The sequence below is a fragment of the Devosia sp. BK genome (genome assembly GCF_032907385.1).
Taxonomy (GTDB): Bacteria; Pseudomonadota; Alphaproteobacteria; order Rhizobiales; family Devosiaceae; genus Devosia.
Genome location: NZ_JAIMBX010000001.1, coordinates 2,010,793 through 2,027,497, shown reverse-complemented (window position 1 = coordinate 2,027,497; position 16,705 = coordinate 2,010,793). Strand labels below are relative to the sequence as shown.

Genomic DNA, 16,705 nt, shown 5'->3' with positions numbered 1-16,705 from the left:
GTCAGTGTCCTTTGGTTTTGGTTGAGCTGCCTGCGAGATCATCGAGGATCGGGCAATCGGGTCGGTCATCGCCATGGCAGCAATGGACCAGATGCTTGAGCGTGCCGACCATGGATTGGAGTTCGGCGATCTTGGTTTCGAGCGCCGAGATTTGGCCGGCGGCAATATCGCGCACTTCGCCGCTGGCGCGGGTCTTGTCCTGCCAGAGAGCGAGGAGCGCGCCGGTCTCCTCGATGGAAAAGCCGAGGGTGCGCGAGCGGCGAATGAAGCGGAGAACATGGACCTCGTCCGCGCCATAGACGCGATAATTGCTGCCGGTGCGATGCGGGGGCCGGATGAGCCCGATCTCCTCATAATAGCGGATCATCTTGGCGGAAACGCCCGTGACGCTCGCGGCTTCACCGATATTCATAGCGCTTCTCCCTTGATGGCGCGGAGGCGCTGGGCGTTGCTGACGACGAAAACCGAGGACAGCGCCATGGCGCCGGCGCCGAGCATGGGCGAGAGCAGGATGCCAAAAGCTGGATAGAGCGCGCCGGCAGCGACGGGGATCAGCACCGTATTGTAGCCGAACGCCCAGAAGAGATTTTCCCAGATATTGCGCATGGTAGATCGGCTAACCTTTAGGGCATTGAGTACGCCTTTGAGGTCGCCGCCGAGCAAGACGACATCGGCGCTTTCAATAGCGGCGTCCGTGCCAGTGCCGACGGCAATGCCGATATCGGCTTCGGCGAGGGCTGGGGCATCGTTGATGCCGTCGCCGATATAGGCGACCGTGCGGCCGCCTTGCCGGAGGGACTTGATCGCCTCGACCTTATCGGCGGGCAAGACTTCGGCGCGGACTTCATCGATGCCGAGTTGGGCGGCGATGGCGGCGGCGGTGCGCTGGTTGTCGCCCGAGATCATCGCCGTCTTGAGACCCATGGCATGGAGGCGAGCGATGACGGCCTTGCTGGTCGGCTTGATCACATCGGCGACCACGATGGCGGCCGCGATCTTGCCATCCACGGCGGCAAAGACCGGCGTTTTGCCTTCATCGGCAAGGCGCTGCAGCGCTTCTTCGAAGTCCGAGAGATCAAGGCCGTCCATCAGACGCGCGGAGCCAACTTGTACTTTGCGGCCATCGATGGTGGCCGTGACGCCGTGGCCGGCGTCGGAAGCGAAGTCTTCCAGGGCGGGCAGTGTCAGGCCGGCCTTTTCGGCGGCAGCGACGATGGCCAGCGCGATCGGATGTTCGGAGCGGCTTTCGGCGGCGGCGACAAGCGACAGTACTTCGTCATGCGTAAAATCGTCGTCGAGGATGAGGTCGGTGAGCACCGGCTTGCCTTCTGTCAGCGTGCCAGTCTTGTCGAAGGCGACGACGTCGGCATCGCGCAAGCGCTGTAGGGGTTCACTCCTACGGAAGAGCACGCCGAGTTCGGCGGCGCGGCCGGTGCCGACCATGATCGAGGTGGGTGTCGCAAGACCCATGGCACAGGGGCAGGCGATGATGAGGACGGCGACCGCGTTGACGAAACCGAAGGTCAGGGCAGGGTCGGGACCCCAGATGAGCCAGACGAGGAAGGTCAGCGCGGCCAGAGCCATGACGGCGGGCACGAACCAGGCGGTGATGAGATCGACGGTGCGCTGAATCGGCAATTTGCCGGCCTGCGCTTCTTCGACCATCCGGATGATCTGGGCGAGCATGGTATCGCCGCCGACCTTGGTGGCGCGGAAGCGGAAGCTGCCGGAGGTGTTGAGCGTGCCGCCGATGACCGGTGCACCGGCAGACTTAGAGACTGGTAAGGGCTCCCCAGAAATCATGGCTTCATTGACATGGCTTGTGCCGTCGATCACCTCGCCATCGACGGCGATCTTCTCGCCCGGGCGCACGACAATGATGTCGCCGACGCGGACTTGGGCGATATCGACTTCGTGCGATGTGCCATCGCGTTCGATGCGTGCCGTCTTGGCCTGCTCGTGCACGAGCCGCTGTATGGCTTGGCCGGTGCGGCCCTTGGCAATGGCTTCGAGCCAGCGGCCCACAAGGATCAGCGTGACGATAACCGAGGCGGCTTCGAAATAGACATAGCGGGTTTCCGTCGGCACGAGCTGCGGGGCGAAGGTGACCACGGTTGAGAACAGCCAGGCCGCCCCGGCGCCGAGCGCAACAAGGGAATTCATCTCCGGCGCGCCGCGCAACAGGGCGGGGATGCCAGCCTTGAAGAAGCGTAGGCCAGGCACGAAGAGTACGAAAGTCGCTAGCACAAAATAGGCGAAATAGAGCGCGTCCATCGAGACGACGGACATCAGCCACATGTGGAAGGGCATGTAGAGATGGCCGAGCATTTCGAGCGCGAAGAGCGGAATGGTCGGGATCGCGGCGATGATGACATCGCGCCGGAGCACGGCGGCATCTTCGTCGTGATGATGCGCGTGGTCATGCGTGGGCTGGTCGGGCAGGCGGATGCTGCTCGTGTAGCCAGCCTTTTCGACGGCCATGATCAGTGCATCCTGGTCGCCACCTGAGACCGTTGCCCGCTCCGTTGCAAGATTGACGGAAGCCGCTTCGACGCCCGGGACTTTCAACAGTGCCTTTTCGACACGCGACACGCAGGACGCGCAGGACATTCCGGTGATGTCGAGCGTGATGGGTGTGGCAGCGGTTTTTTGGACGTGTGCGTTCATGGCTATTACCTCGTCCGCGTAGAGATAGACCTTCCCATGATGGGAAGGTCAAGGGCTGTCTGTCTCTATTTGCGGCGCGCCTCGGTTTCGCCATGCGACGCGTTGGCACAGCGTCAAAAGGGCGGATTATCTTGGGAGCGGATGAAGCGTAATCACGGAACTGTCAGGAGCAGTTCCATGCAGACGGTTCGCAAAGACATCCACAATTCAGACGTGCCCATCCTGTGCCAAAGCTGCGAGGCGCGGCATCAGGGTATTTGTGGCGCGCTGACGCCGGAGCAACTCGCCGCACTTGCCAAGCAAACGCGCCGCGTCAAGCGCGAAGCAGGACAGGAACTGATGGCCGACGCCATGCCGATGCCGGCCTATGCCAATGTGCTGCGCGGTGTCGTCAAACTGACCAAGGTGCTGGAGGACGGGCGGCAGCAGGTCGTCGGCCTGCAATTCGCGCCCGATCTTCTGGGCCGGCCCTTTGCCAGCGAAAGCCGGGTCAGCGTCGAAACGGCATCGGATGTCGAACTCTGCATGATTCCCAAGCCTGCGCTCGAAGCGCTGATGCGTGATGGTAGCCCCGTCGAGCACCGGGTGATGATGCAGGCTCTGCGTGAGCTCGATGAAGCGCGCGACTGGATGGTAACGCTGGGTCGCAAGACGGCGGCCGAAAAGGTCGCAAGCTTTTTGTACCTCATTGCAACGCATATCGACCCCACCGAAGAGGGCGCGCTCGGAACTTTCGACCTGCCGCTGAGCCGCGCCGATATCGCCGATTTCCTCGGGCTGACCATCGAGACGGTCAGCCGGCAGATGAGCAAGCTTAAGACGGATAGGGTCATCGAGATCGCCAACTACCGGCACGTCACCATCGTCGATCTCACCCAACTTCGCCTGCGCTGCGGCTAAGCCGACCGAACAAATCTCTGGTTTGCCGAAGGGCGCGGTGTGCATTTCAAATGTGATGCGCTTGGCGTGAAATGGCGCTCGAAGTGACCCATTATGGGAACCAGCCGTTAACCACAGCGGCGTAACCCTTGGTACAAATACGGATGCCCTTATCCGTGTTGATCAGGTGCTCTCATGAAAACCCCGGGTAGTATAAAACTCGGAGCCAAATTGGCTCTGGCGTCCCTTATTGGCATTATCGTCGTCGCAATCATGATGGCCGCGACGATTTTCGGGACGGGTCTCACCAAACAGGCCGACGATTTCCAGGACCGACAGATGGAAATCAGACGGCTGATGCTCAATGCGAGCATTTCCATGCGCGATATGGAAATCGCTGTTGGCCAGCTCAACGATGTGGCCAGTGCCGCCGAAGCCGATGCTGCATATCAAGCCGCGGCCGAAGCCGGCGGACGGATGGAAACGTTCATCACGGACGCCAAATCCCGCATGACGCGGCCGGAAAATATCGCCAATGCCGAGGCAGTCCTCACGGCGCGCGAACAGTTCATTGCCGAAGCCGTCGGCCTCGCGGCTAATGCCAAGAAGGCGCTCGACCCCGCAGCGGCAGTGGACGTTGCCAGCGAACATAGCGCGCTCAAGCAAAAGCTTGCTGGCCTCGGCGCCGACATGTCCGAACGTATGCAGCACATCACGGCGCTCGCTTCGGAATTGGCGCAAAACGCCAACGCCGCTGCCGATGGCCAGCGCGATCAGACATCGCTCATCAGCACGGCCTTGGGCGGCCTCGTCATCCTCGTCTTGATCAGCACAGCCGTTTTCGGCGCTCGCTCGGTGGCGCGACCTATCGCTGAGATCAATAAGCGCATGACCGCGCTGGCCGAGGGTGATCTGGCGAGCGAAATACCCTTTGCGGGCCGTGGCGACGAAATTGGTGACATGGCCAAGGCTGTTGCTGTCTTCCGCGACAATGGCGAGCGGGTCGCCGCCATTGGCCTCGAGGAAGCCGACCGCGCTCGTGCGGCGGCTGCTCGTGCCAAATTGATGGATGCGTTCCAATCCGAGTTCGATGTCGTCGTGCGCTCGGCCAGCAATGGCGATTTCAGCAAGCGTATGCAGAGCCAGTTCGCAGATGCCGACATTGCCGGTATCGCAGCAAACTTCAACGGTATGATCGATACCATTGAAGCGGGTCTGAATGAAACCGGAGAGGTGCTGTCTGCGCTGGCCCGCACCGACCTGACCCAGCGTGTGACTGGGCAATACCGCGGCGCGCTCGATCGGCTGAAGTCCGACACCAATGCTGTCGCCGACAATCTCACCAGCGTCATGGGCCAGCTTCGCGAAACGTCCCGCGCTCTGAAATCGGCCACCAGCGAAATCCTCGCCGGCGCCAACGATCTTTCGGAGCGCACGACCAAACAGGCCGCGGCCATCGAACAGACATCGGCCTCCATCGAGCAGCTTTCGAGCACCGTCGTCGACAATGCCCGCAAGGCAGACGACGCGGCCGCTTCGACCACCGCATCCGCTCGTCTTGCCGGCGAGGGCGGTCAGGTGATGAACCTTGCAACCGGGGCTATGGAGCGGATCACGCAATCCTCCGCCAAGATTTCCAACATCATTGGTATGATCGACGACATCGCTTTCCAGACCAACCTCCTGGCGCTCAACGCCTCGGTGGAAGCGGCGCGTGCGGGCGAAGCCGGCAAGGGCTTTGCGGTGGTGGCCGTCGAAGTGCGTCGCCTAGCGCAATCGGCCGCCGAAGCCTCTGCCGAGGTCAAGGCGCTCATCGAGCAATCGGCCAACGAAGTCGGGCAGGGCAGCCGCCTTGTCGCCGATGCTGCAGGCAAGCTCAGGGCTATTCTCGACTCCGTCGAGTCCAATAGCACGCTCATCCAGTCCATCGCCACGGCCAGCCAGGAGCAATCCTCGGCCATCGCGGAAGTTTCCGTCGCCATCCGCCAGATGGACGAAATGACCCAGCACAACGCTGCCCTCGTCGAAGAAACCAATGCGGCAATCGAGCAGACCGAGTCTCGCGCCAGCGATCTCGATCATATCGTCGATCAGTTCAAGATCAGCGCCAGCGCGACACCCGTCTCTCGCGCCGCAGCGTCGGCACGACCAAGCCCGGTCAAAGCCGTGCAAAACAAGATCGCGTCTGCCTCGCGCGCTTATATCACAAGGGGCAATACCGCGCTCAAAGATGACTGGAGCGAATTCTAGTTTGGGTCTCGCAGACCGCGAGCGCAGCTTGGGATTTGCATCCATCAAGATGCGTCTCTAGCAAAGCATGCTCCGTCTTTTATGATCTGGGGTGGAAGGATAACCTTCCACCCCATCTTCTTTGCAAGGACCCGATATGGCCTCCCGCTTCCTTCTCGAACTCAACGCTCTTGCCTCCGGCTTTACGGAAAGCTTCCTGCTCGGCAATGGCAGTTTTGGCGCGTCGGTTCTGGGCAAGCCGGGAACGGAGAGCTTTGCGCTCAATCTCGATACGCTCTGGTCGGGCGGTCCGCTTGGCGACGAACCGGGGCCATCTCCCGCCCATCTTCTTCAGCCGCTGCGCGATGCCATTGCCGCGGGTGATTTCAAACGCGCCGATGCAATCAGCCGCGATATGCAGGGGCCTGGTTGGACTCAGTCCTACCAGCCGCTTGGCACGCTCAAACTCACCTATGCCGCTGCGGCTGAGATTAGTGGCTATAACCGTTGCCTCGATCTCGCGAAGGCCGAAGCGCGCACCAATTACAATAGTGAAAACGGATCGGTGCAACTCCGCTCGCTCGTTTCGGCACCGGCAGGTGTTCTCCTCGCCACCATCGAAGGGCCAGGCATTTTGGCTTTCGCCGAATTGGCACTGGCCTTTGACACGCCACACGAGAAGGCGGAAATCACTGTGGCCGAGGCGGACGGCATCAAATGGATGACCGTCACCGGCCGCGTGCCCAAAAATGTGCTGCCCAACTATGTCGATGACGAACCCGCAATCGTCTACGCTGATGACACGCCTGACGCAGCCGGCACCGTTGCCGGGGGCATGGGCTATGCCGTGGTTGCGGCGCTCCATCAGGATGCGGCGGGATCAGCGCGCTTGATCGTTTCGGCTGAAAGCGGTTTTCGCGGGTATGATCAGCGTCCCAGCGCCGATGTCGCGGGCCTTGCGAAAACGGCAAAAGACCGCGTGACCGCAGCGCTTGCGCAACCGATCCAGCGCCTCGTCGAGGACCATCGCGAAGACTATTCAAGCTATTTCGACCGAATGGATTTCGACCTCTCGCAGTCGCCCGTCCATGATGGCCTCGACCCGCGCCGCGCCGAATTGCTCTACCACTATGGCCGCTATCTGATGATCAGCAGCTCCTGCCCCGGCACGCAGCCGACCAATCTTCAGGGTATCTGGAATGTCGATGTGCGCCCCGCCTGGAGCGCCAATTACACCATCAACATCAATACCGAGATGAACTATTGGCCCGCTGAGATGACCGGGCTCGGCGATCTGGCGGCTCCGCTCCACCAGTTCGTCGCCGAGGCTGCAGGCGCGCGAGGCCAAGTCGCCGCGCGGCACTATTATGGAGCGCGCGGGGCTACCATTCACCACAATACCGACATCTGGCATTTCTCGGCGCCTGTTCATGGCGATCCGAGCTGGGCCAATTGGGCATCCGGCCTCATCTGGCTTGCGGTTCAGCTTAATAGCCGTTTGGACTACTATCCGGAAGACGATGCATTTCTACGCACAATAGCCCTGCCTGTGTGGCGCGAGGCGGTGCCCTTCGCCTTGGACATGCTGGTCGAAGACCAGGATGGCGCTTTGGTCGCAAGTCCTTCGACATCACCCGAGAACCAGTTTTTCGCGACTGATGGCGCGAAAGTCGCGGTATCCGCCGGCTCGGCCATGGATCAGGAAATGATCCGCGAACTGCTCGAAATCTTTGTCGGCTTTGCAACCGCGGACGATGCCGCGCTGAAGGCAGAAGCGCGCGCTGCGCTTGCCAAACTGAAAATCCCGCACATCGATGCCACTGGCGCTTTGAGCGAATGGTCCGTCGATGTCACCTCGGCAGAAATCGGCCACCGCCACCTCTCGCATCTCTTCGGCCTGCATCCCGGTCGCCGCATCACCGCTCAAACTACACCCGAGGCTTTCTCCGGTGTGCGCAAGGCACTCGATGTTCGCCTTGCCAATGGGTCGGGTCACACCGGCTGGAGCCAGGCCTGGATTCTCTGCCAGGCCGCGCGTCTCCGTGACACCGCGCGCGCCGATAAGGCCATCCACGGGCTCCTCAACGATCTGGCATTCAAATCGCTGATGGTGCTTCATCCCCATTCGGGTTGGGAAGAAGGCAATGTCTTCCAGATCGACGGCAATTTCGGCGCCGTTGCGGGCATGACCGAACTGGTGGTCCAGAGCCGCAAGGGCCAGATCATCATTCTGCCGACGCTTCCGGCGAGTTGGCCCACCGGCAGCGCCCGGAATATTCGCACCGTCGGCGGCCACAGTGTTGATCTAGCTTGGAAGGGTGGCGCGCTGGCGAGACTGACGATCAGAGGGGGGAGGGCCGAAACCATCGAGGTCGAACTCCCAACCAGCGAACTCGCTCAAATGATGATGCGGATGGCGGGCGTGCTGGCTGTGGAGGGCAAAGTTTGTCGCATCGAACTTCAGGGCGAGAAGGCTCTCAACTTCCAGTTTTAGTCTGGCCGGGGAGGTGAACAGCACGGGACGGGCCGGGCAAAGGGGCAGTCTAGGGCACATAACTTTGCCAAGCCGGAGTTGTGTCAGCCATTTGTCAGCAGGGCTGGATTATTGAGGGAGCTTTGGCCGATGCAGAACACCAAAGTGTGGTGGCTGCAGTCAGGATTGTCTCAGCAATGGCTCCCCGCAAGAAAGTTCTCCTGGTTGAAGACGAAGCGATGATCGCTGTCTTCTTGGAAGGAGTTTTGACAGAGGCGGGCTTTGAGACGGCCACTGCTTATGGTGGCGCCGCGGCTCTGGACCTGCTGGCCAGCGCCTATCCGCGCTTTGATGCCGTCATTACGGATATTCACCTGCCCGGGACTGTTAGCGGATGGGATATTGCGCGCCGGTCGAGTGAAATCAGCGCTGCAACGGGCGTTATCCTCATGACGGGTGACACTGTCAGCGCAGCGGACAAGGGCATGATCGAAGGGAGCGTGCTTCACCAGAAGCCTACCCTTGCCGCAGACCTGATCGCGAGCGTGGAGATGATCGTACCCCGCGATTGAACGGTCAGATCGACTGCGATCAGTGCGGCCAGATGAACCAGCGCGGCAGGGTGGCCAATGTGATGATCGCGCCAATGGCCAAAGCCACCGGGATCGCCATCGATGGTTTGTTCCAGGGCTCAGGCAGCCAGCGGCGCCCGACCTTGGCGACAATGAAGCCGATCAGCGCATAGACGCACATGTCTATCAAGATGGCGAAGCTCAGGAAATCCATCTGTGGCCCGTACAACGTAAACTGCTGACGGGCATAGATACCTAGGCTGTATGGCTGTCTAGTTTGAAAGCATGTTGATGTTGTCGATTTCGTTAATTCGAAATAGCAGCCGACAGCAAAGATAACAAATAGCTTACAACGCTGAACATTGAAATGTAATAATAAAAACAATCACTTAGAGGGAACGTTAGGTGGTGCTCGCCGTTATTTTGCCATGGATAACGAGGACGCGGCTCACATCCGGCAGCAAAAAGACAGAGCTGCAATAGCTGCCCATTCTGGATCGTCCTCATCATGACTGTTTGCCACTAAACGGCCCAGCCTAAGGCTCGGCCAGCCGCCCCTTTGGGGTGGTTTCAAGAGGAGGAAAGGATGCTCGTCATTCTTTTGTTTTTGGGAATCGTTGGTCTTGCCTGCCTTGCGTCGGCGGGCCTGATCTTCACAGCAACGGATTTCTCTGCCGTCGAGCGGACCGGCAGCGATCTGGTTGCGCCCGAAACGTCAGCCTCTTGAGCTTTCATTGCGGCGCCCTGCGCTCGCCCCCCTAACAATCTCAAACCCTGGAGACATCAATGACTATCGAACGCGAAACAATCATCGAACGCCCAGCAACGACCGAGACCGTGGTCACTGGGGGCAGCCCATTTGGCATTATCGGCGGGATCATTGCCGCCGTCCTCGCGGTTATCTTGATTATCTGGCTGGTCAACGGTGGCATCACCAGCAATGGCGAGTCTGTAAACGTCGATCTGCCCAACGTTACGGTCACGAATTAAGGCCCAGGCAGAGACGGGTCTCATCTATTGAGCGCTAGGTATCAACGACTGCTAATCGACGGCAGTTTAGGCTGCCTGGCGTCGAGGTTGATCCGTTTCGATAAATACTTTTGTGGCGCCGTTTGTCCTCCGACAAACGGCGTCGCGCGTTTGCAAGGTGCGACAGGGCGAAGGTCCATCCCGATACGCCGTGTCTAACCCCTGGACCTCGGCGACGTTCATGCTGGGTTTGAAAGCGAGGAGGCCGCTCCAACGGGCTTGGGGGGCGGGGATATGTCGGAGCGGCCTTTACCATCAAGAGGTCGAAAATCCAGCATGGGCGGAGCTCGACCGAAACCAGTGTCTCACAATTGGCGTGACGCATCTGTGAGTGTGCCTGTAAGCACTCTGTCAGCTTCAGCAGGATAGAATTGTGCCATGCGGATCCTCCTTCTCATGCCCTTGATGATCTTTCTCGTCGCTGCGCCTGCGCTCGCCCAGGGCAATGGCAATGGGGGAGAAAACGGAAATGGCAGCGGCAACGGTTCTGAAAAATCCCAGCAGGATGGGAACGCAAACGAAAATGGCAATTCCGGAAACGGAAACGGAAACGGAAACGGAAACGGAAACGGAAACGAGGGGAATAACGGAAACGGCAATGGGAATGCCGGGAACAATGGGAACGGCGATGGCAACGCCGGGAATAACGGCAACGCTGGGAACAACGGCAATACTGGAAACAACGGAAATAATGGCGCGAGCCAAGGATCGACGGGGGCCGGAAGCGGTGGCGGTGCACCTGCAACAGGCAGTACGGTCACGCAGGGGGCAGGCGACACGATCGCGGCGCCAGACACTACAGTGCACTACAGTACCGATTATGCGCGTGATGCGGTCAACGCTGGACGCGCGGTGAGCCTGAGCAGTCTGTTGTCGGATTTGGCTCAGCGTGCCGGCACCAATGTCATCGACGCAGAAATGCTCAGTATTCGTGGCTTTCTCGTCTATTCGATCCGCGTTCTGCGCGCCAATGGCACGGTGACGACGGAATATTATTATGCCCAATCAGGGCGCTTCATCGGGAGCGAGCCATGAAGATCTTGGTGGGCGAAGACGACGACCGCATTGCCGAAGTCCTGCAATCGAGTTTGAGCCGGTCCGGTTTTGAAGTGCAGCGCGAGAGCGATGGCGAAGCTGTGTGGTTTCGGGCCGACACCGAGACTTTTGACGCGGTCATTCTCGATCTGGGCCTGCCGCAAATGGACGGGCTGACCATCCTGAAGCGCTGGCGCCGCGGCGGCCTTCAGACGCCTGTGCTGATCCTCACTGCTCGCGGGCAATGGGAGGAAAGGGTGGAAGGGATCGAAGCTGGCGCCGATGACTATGTGGTCAAGCCATTTCACGCCCTCGAAATCGTTGCGCGCATCCGCGCTCTGATCCGCCGCTCGAAGGGCCTTGCATCTTCGCGCGTGGCTTTCGGCAAATACGAACTCGACATGCGGACCATGGCGGTCACGGAAGATGGTCTTCCCATGGACCTGACGCCACAGGAATTTCGTCTGATGGCCTATCTGTTGCACAATCGCGGGCGGGTGGTGTCGCAACTCGAGATCACCGAACACATCTATCGGCAGGACTACGAGCGAGATTCCAACGCCGTCGAGGTTCTAGTCGCGCGCCTGCGTAAACGGCTGGGCCATGACGTTGTCAAAACCCGCCGCGGCTTTGGCTATACGCTCGGTGACAACTATTGATCCGGCGCTGGCTGCCAAACCGGCGGTCGATCGCTCTGCGGCTGATGGGCCTTGCGGTGGTCATGGTCGTGGGGTCGCTCATCCTCTCCGGCATAATTCTGCAGGCGCTTTTCGTCGCCAATCTGGAAGCCAGCGTTAAGCGTGACCTCGAAGCGGCAATGACAAGGCTCATTGCCGTTATCGATCCATCCACATCGACCCCATCCATCTCGGCACCCCTGCCAGATCCGCGCTATGAAACACCTTTGGGCGGCCGCTATTGGCAGATCGAGGCTCTCGATACCAAGGGCGTGGCGCGCTCGCGCTCGCTCTTTGACCAGCAATTGGATGTCGCGCCTCAAGCCAATGGATCGATCGTCCATTGGACCAACAAGGATCGTTTTCACCTCATCCTGCTCTCTCGCGACATCACCATAGATGGTCGTCCCTATCGGGTTACGCTTGGCGAAGATCACGATCCGATCCACCAGGCGTCGCAGGCCTATGGATGGGATATCGGGCGCCTCTTTGCGCTCATGGCGATTGCGATTGTCGGCGCGTCATGGGCGCAACTGCAACTGGGTCTTGCTCCGCTCAACCGTCTGCGCAGCGCGGTAGACGATGTGCGCTTGGGCAGCGTTGGCCGGCTCGAGGGCGCGTTTCCGTCAGAAATCGAACCGCTAGTCAGCGAGGTCAATGCGCTGCTGTCCGAACGCGAAGAACTGGCACAGCGCGGACGGCGCCGTGCATCCGATCTTGCCCATGGGCTCAAAACGCCGCTCGCGGCCCTCCATGGCATCGCTATGCGCCTGCGCGACAAGGGGCAGGGCGACGAAGCAACCGTGCTCGATGATCTGGCTCATGAAATGTCCACGCGCGTCGACTATCAGATGCGCCTGGCCTCATTGCGCACCCGGACGGGCGAACATCGCGAAAGCAGTTCGCTCAACACCGCCGTGCTGCGCACCGTGGCAGTGTTGCGGAAAACGCAGGACGGCGAAAACCTTCACTGGATGGCGCAACTGGGTGACGACCCCGATGTGGATATTCATCGGCAGGATCTGATGGAGCTGATCGGCGTGACGCTCGAAAATGCATCCAAGTGGGCGCACGCCTCGATTGCGGTTTCAACGGCTACGGCCGGAGCCATGGCTCTGTTGACGATTGAAGACGACGGCCCGGGCATTCCGGATGAGCTTATCAAGAAGCTCGGGGGGCGAGGGATGCGTCTTGACCAGAATGTTCCAGGAACCGGCCTTGGCCTCGCCATTGCCGGCGAAATCCTCGACATCAATGGCGGCGCGATTGCCTATTCCGCTGGTGAGCGTGGTGGGCTCAAGGTCGAGGTTCGCCTGCCGCTTGCCCGCCGCTGAACCGCGCTACGGCCGTTTTGGATGTCGATATTTTGTTGAAAACGTCGGCCGACTGCAAAGTATAATGATGTAATAATAAATAGAATTCCTGAATGGACTGTATTAGTTCCTTACATTTGAAATACGATCATTGTAATTACTATATAATATTGGAAATGCGGAAATAATTACTGGAACTGGACGGGCGTTGATGAGTTCTAATTTCATCTTCCAACCCTCCCAGAGGATACGATGAAAAAGCTTTTTATCAGCGCTCTCGCTATTGCCGCCCTTGCCGTTCCCACCGTTGCGCAGGCGCAGATTATCAAGACGAACCCGGATGCCAATGCTGATGCCGCCGTGGGTGGCGCCGCTGGCGGCGTCACCGGGGCCGTCATTGGTGGCCTCGTTTTCGGTCCTATCGGCGCGGCAATCGGCGGTTTCGCTGGCGCGTCGGTCGGCGCTGCAGGTGGCGTCGAAACCGGCTCAGTTGAATATGTTCGGCTGCACCCGACGGACCCTGTCGTGATCGATGGCGCCATCGACGTCGGCTATACCGTTCCAGAAGCCGTCGTGCTGCACCCCATCGAGGGTGACGCCACCCACGGCTATTTCTACACCAATGATCGCGTCTATTTTGTCGATCTTAGCAATCGCGCCGTGGTCTATTCCCCCGGTACCGTGGTGGCTGTTCAGGCCAACTGACTTTATATGGCGGCCAGCAATGGCCGCCATTTTTCATCAAGCGGTCTATCGAGGTTGAGCAGGGCCCGTTATCCCGTCAGTCTTGCGGCGCAATGGGCGCTTGCAGAGCACCGGCGGCCGTGTTGCTCATTCGTTAACGCATGCCTCCTGACCATTTGGTCAAAATCTGTAAACCGGCAATGCGAGGTGCTCGTACTGCCCGGTTTTCCTTTGTTTTGCGTAGTTTGATCGCGCGCTGAGCTCTTAACCAATTAGCGTTTGAGCCCAAGCCACCTAAACCGAATATGAACCATATGCCTCTTTTGTATGCAGTCAGTGCATAACGGATGTGCAGAGAGACTGAGTACTAATCACGACCGGTTCGATCTACATAGAAGTCATCAAACGAAGGGGAACCGAAATGAACATTGCAAAGAAGCTTGCCGACTACGCCCGTTACCAGCGCACGATGCGCGAGCTCAACTCGCTCGACGCCCGTCAGCTGACCGATCTGGGCATCACGCGCGGCGACATCAAGTCGATCGCTCGCGGCACCTACGCTGCCTAAGCTTTAAGCAGAAGCAGTCGTACGATGAAGGCGTCCTCAGGGCGCCTTTTGTCGTTTCTGGGGCTTGGTTTTAGCGCGTCAGGTCAGCGACTATGCAGTCGAGCGCGACGATCAAGTCATTGGGCTTTATGCGAATTTGCAGCCCGCGCTGTCCGCCATTGAGATAAATCTCATCATGGAGCTGCGCCATTTCATCGAGCGCCGTCGGCACGGGCTTGCGCTGGCCTAAAGGGCTGATGCCGCCGACCTTGTAGCCCGTCAGGCGCTCAGCATCGGCCGGCTTCATCATATGCGCCGACTTGCCGCCGAGAGCGGCGGCGAGCTTTTTCATATTGACCTCTTCGTCCGACGGGACGATGGCGCAGATCGGCTTGCCATCAAGCTCGGCCATCAGCGTCTTGAACACCTCGCCGGGAGAAACGCCCATTGCTTCAGCGGCTTGCAACCCAACGCGCTCTGCGTTGGGGTCGTAGTCATAGTGCGCCAGGGTGAAGGCGATACCGGCTTTGATGAGTGCCTGGGTGGCGGGCGTGGTCTTTGACATGTCTTTGTTTTAGCTCGAATAAAACAAAGCTCAAGCCTCAGCGTTCGAGGTCGGGACGCTGGACCCAGCGTGGGTCGTTGGCGGCGGCGTCGTAATCCTCCATGCCGACGTCGCGAAGGATGTGCGGCGAAAGGCGGAGGGCTTGGATGGCTTTGTGGCGATCGGGCTTCTCGGATGCGTCGGACGGGGCAGGGACGGCGAAGAGGAAGCCAAGAATGTGCGGCAGCGTGAGCATATGATGCATCGACTGGCCTTATGGCGAGCCGCTCCATATCAGGTTGACATGGCAAGAGGATGCGCCTGATATCGGCCGCAATCCAACTAAACGTCTGCATGCACCCATAAGGTAGGCTTATCTCAATGTCGTTGCCGCCACTCAATGCCGTAAAGGTTTTCGAGGCCGTCGCGCGGCATCTCAGCTTCACTCGGGCGGCCGAGGAATTGGGGATGACGCAGGCGGCGGTGAGCTATCAGGTCAAATTGCTCGAGGAGCGGGTGGGGGCGGCGCTGTTTTTGCGCAAGCCGCGGCAGATTGCGTTGAGCGAGGCGGGGATAAAATTAGCGCCGCAGGTGAAAGAGGCCTTCGACATCATGCGCGATGCTTTTGCCGATACGCGCGGCGAGGTCGATAATCTCCTCTCCATCACCATCGTACCGACTTTTGCGAGCCAATGGCTGGCGCAGAACCTTGGCTTGTTCCAGATCGACCATCCCGATATCGCAGTGCGGCTCGATAGCCGTAGCGATGTTGTGGACCTGCTCAATGAGGATTTCGATATTGGAATCAGGACCTTGTCCGGGCCGCTCAAGAAGGGTCTGGTGGCGCATCTGCTCGTTGAAGCGGATTTCACGCCGCTCCTGAGCCCGGCTCTGGCGGCGAGCATTGGCGGGGTGAAGGAGCCGGCCGACCTTCTGAAACTGCCCATGCTCGATCCGCGGGATGAATGGTGGGCCATGTGGTTCGAAGTGGCTGGCGTGCCTGGCTTTTCGACGGAAGGCCGGCCGATGAGCATCCTTAATCTGCAATCGCTGCTGGGATCGGCGGCAATGGCCGGGCGGGGTGTTTCAATGCTGACGCCGGCGCTGTTTCGCGACGAAATAACCTCGGGGCGGCTGATCCAGCCATTCCCGATTCTCGCGCCGGCGGGGCGGGGATATTATCTGGTCTATCCCGAGAGCCGGCGGAATGCGCCGAAGGTGAAGATGTTTCGCGACTGGATGCTGGGGGCCACCGCATTCATGCGCGAGGGCACGTGACTTCGGTAGCATTCCGTTAGCATCGAGACGCTCAAAAGCCCGAAGCGGGTAAAATCCTGACAAAAGCTGTCGCGGACGGCCGGTAGCGCTCATGCATCATCATGGATGGAGCGGATATGACCAGCGACGAACTCAACGCCGTCATCGTACGGGCCAAGGCGGCGACCTATGTCGGGGGCGGGGTGAAAGCGCCAGCGTCGCGACCGGGCTCGCATGATCTTGGCTGGAGCGAGGGGCCGTGGCGCTACCTCGACAGCTATTTTGGCGGCACCGATTTTCTGGGGCAGGAAGTGGTGTGGCACCTCGCCGATCCGGTCTGGGCGATGAACTATTATGGCTATGTGATCCGGCCGGATCTGATCGACGCGGAGCGGACCAGGGCGACGATCAAGGGCGCGCTGACGGCGATGTATGCGGAGGGGCGGTTTTTAGGTGGGTTTGAGTGGGTGGGCGCGTTCGGGGTTTATCGCGATTGGAGCGAGGGCGGCGTTGGGCAGTTTCGGGGGCGGGAGGTGATCTTGGTGGAGGGGGTGGCGGCTTATGGGTTGGATTATTTTGGGGGGCTGGTGCGGGGGTAGGGGTGTTGTGGGTGTTTAGGCATCCCCCTCATCCGGCGCTGCGCGCCACCTTCTCCCCGAGGGGGAGAAGAATAAGAGGTGGGGCCTTTATTCCTCTCCCTCTTGGGGAGAGGGTGGATCGGCCAAAGGCCGAGACGGGTGAGGGGGCGCGAGCCAAACAAAAAGGCCCGGCGGCTGATCGCCGGGCCTTTTTAGTTCAG

At 59.8% G+C, this 16,705-nt stretch carries 18 protein-coding genes; 13 read left to right on the top strand and 5 right to left on the bottom strand.

The genetic code is table 11. From position 1 onward, the window contains the following. Window position 1: 1 nt before the first annotated feature. Together cueR and DevBK_RS09835 are read right to left on the bottom strand one after the other, a co-directional pair. On the bottom strand, window positions 2-412 hold the full coding sequence (gene cueR, locus DevBK_RS09840; RefSeq protein WP_062629036.1) for a Cu(I)-responsive transcriptional regulator: 411 nt from the start codon (window positions 410-412) through the stop codon (window positions 2-4). Beyond that, window positions 409-2,667: a heavy metal translocating P-type ATPase gene (locus DevBK_RS09835; RefSeq protein ID WP_317185297.1), complete on the bottom strand. Its 2,259-nt coding sequence runs from the start codon at window positions 2,665-2,667 to the stop codon at window positions 409-411. Before DevBK_RS09835 ends, cueR begins: the two co-directional genes overlap by 4 nt. A 177-nt stretch (window positions 2,668-2,844) precedes the next feature. Here DevBK_RS09835 and DevBK_RS09830 point away from each other — a divergent pair, with 177 nt between their 5' ends. From DevBK_RS09830 to DevBK_RS09815, 4 genes are all read left to right on the top strand, one after another. Further along, the gene (locus DevBK_RS09830) at window positions 2,845-3,567 is read left to right on the top strand and encodes a Crp/Fnr family transcriptional regulator (protein ID WP_062629034.1); all 723 of its coding nucleotides are present in this window, start codon (window positions 2,845-2,847) and stop codon (window positions 3,565-3,567) included. Window positions 3,568-3,777: 210 nt separating this feature from the next. Further along, the gene (locus DevBK_RS09825; protein WP_317185296.1) at window positions 3,778-5,796 is read left to right on the top strand and encodes a methyl-accepting chemotaxis protein; all 2,019 of its coding nucleotides are present in this window, start codon (window positions 3,778-3,780) and stop codon (window positions 5,794-5,796) included. A 136-nt stretch (window positions 5,797-5,932) separates the two neighbouring features. Further along, window positions 5,933-8,269: a glycoside hydrolase family 95 protein gene (locus DevBK_RS09820; protein WP_317185295.1), complete on the top strand. Its 2,337-nt coding sequence runs from the start codon at window positions 5,933-5,935 to the stop codon at window positions 8,267-8,269. 122 nt (window positions 8,270-8,391) lie between these two features. Further along, entirely contained in the window at window positions 8,392-8,820 is a 429-nt protein-coding gene (locus DevBK_RS09815; RefSeq protein WP_317185294.1) for a response regulator, read from the top strand. Between the two features lie 19 nt (window positions 8,821-8,839). On the opposite strand, the gene DevBK_RS09810 is transcribed toward DevBK_RS09815, so the two are convergent. After that, entirely contained in the window at window positions 8,840-9,034 is a 195-nt protein-coding gene (locus tag DevBK_RS09810; RefSeq protein ID WP_317185293.1) for a hypothetical protein, read from the bottom strand. 372 nt (window positions 9,035-9,406) lie between these two features. Here DevBK_RS09810 and DevBK_RS09805 point away from each other — a divergent pair, with 372 nt between their 5' ends. The 7 genes from DevBK_RS09805 (at window position 9,407) to DevBK_RS09775 (ending at window position 14,126) form a co-directional block, all read left to right on the top strand. Next, complete coding sequence (locus tag DevBK_RS09805; RefSeq protein WP_156351769.1) at window positions 9,407-9,547, top strand: hypothetical protein; 141 nt, start codon at window positions 9,407-9,409, stop codon at window positions 9,545-9,547. Window positions 9,548-9,606: 59 nt separating this feature from the next. Further along, on the top strand, window positions 9,607-9,810 hold the full coding sequence (locus tag DevBK_RS09800) for a hypothetical protein (protein ID WP_061907908.1): 204 nt from the start codon (window positions 9,607-9,609) through the stop codon (window positions 9,808-9,810). A 417-nt stretch (window positions 9,811-10,227) separates the two neighbouring features. Then, on the top strand, window positions 10,228-10,884 hold the full coding sequence (locus DevBK_RS09795) for a hypothetical protein (protein WP_317185292.1): 657 nt from the start codon (window positions 10,228-10,230) through the stop codon (window positions 10,882-10,884). Further along, on the top strand, window positions 10,881-11,543 hold the full coding sequence (locus DevBK_RS09790) for a response regulator transcription factor (RefSeq protein WP_317185291.1): 663 nt from the start codon (window positions 10,881-10,883) through the stop codon (window positions 11,541-11,543). Before DevBK_RS09795 ends, DevBK_RS09790 begins: the two co-directional genes overlap by 4 nt. Beyond that, complete coding sequence (locus DevBK_RS09785; RefSeq protein ID WP_317185290.1) at window positions 11,540-12,895, top strand: HAMP domain-containing sensor histidine kinase; 1,356 nt, start codon at window positions 11,540-11,542, stop codon at window positions 12,893-12,895. Before DevBK_RS09790 ends, DevBK_RS09785 begins: the two co-directional genes overlap by 4 nt. A gap of 231 nt (window positions 12,896-13,126) precedes the next feature. Then, complete coding sequence (locus DevBK_RS09780; protein ID WP_317185289.1) at window positions 13,127-13,579, top strand: DUF1236 domain-containing protein; 453 nt, start codon at window positions 13,127-13,129, stop codon at window positions 13,577-13,579. A 400-nt stretch (window positions 13,580-13,979) separates the two neighbouring features. Next, window positions 13,980-14,126 (top strand): DUF1127 domain-containing protein, encoded by a 147-nt coding sequence (locus DevBK_RS09775; protein ID WP_082461207.1) that lies wholly within the window; start codon window positions 13,980-13,982, stop codon window positions 14,124-14,126. A gap of 70 nt (window positions 14,127-14,196) precedes the next feature. On the opposite strand, the gene ybaK is transcribed toward DevBK_RS09775, so the two are convergent. Further along, on the bottom strand, window positions 14,197-14,670 hold the full coding sequence (gene ybaK, locus DevBK_RS09770) for a Cys-tRNA(Pro) deacylase (RefSeq protein ID WP_317185288.1): 474 nt from the start codon (window positions 14,668-14,670) through the stop codon (window positions 14,197-14,199). 37 nt (window positions 14,671-14,707) lie between these two features. After that, a complete protein-coding gene (locus tag DevBK_RS09765) occupies window positions 14,708-14,914 on the bottom strand; it encodes a hypothetical protein (RefSeq protein WP_317185287.1) in 207 nt (68 codons plus the stop codon). A gap of 116 nt (window positions 14,915-15,030) precedes the next feature. Between DevBK_RS09765 and DevBK_RS09760 the strand changes: the two genes are divergently transcribed. Continuing rightward, window positions 15,031-15,927 carry a LysR substrate-binding domain-containing protein gene (locus DevBK_RS09760; RefSeq protein WP_317185286.1) on the top strand — a complete coding sequence of 299 codons (897 nt, stop codon included), beginning with the start codon at window positions 15,031-15,033 and terminating at the stop codon, window positions 15,925-15,927. A gap of 116 nt (window positions 15,928-16,043) precedes the next feature. Then, a complete protein-coding gene (locus DevBK_RS09755) occupies window positions 16,044-16,505 on the top strand; it encodes a DUF5680 domain-containing protein (protein ID WP_317185285.1) in 462 nt (153 codons plus the stop codon). Window positions 16,506-16,705: the final 200 nt, after the last annotated feature.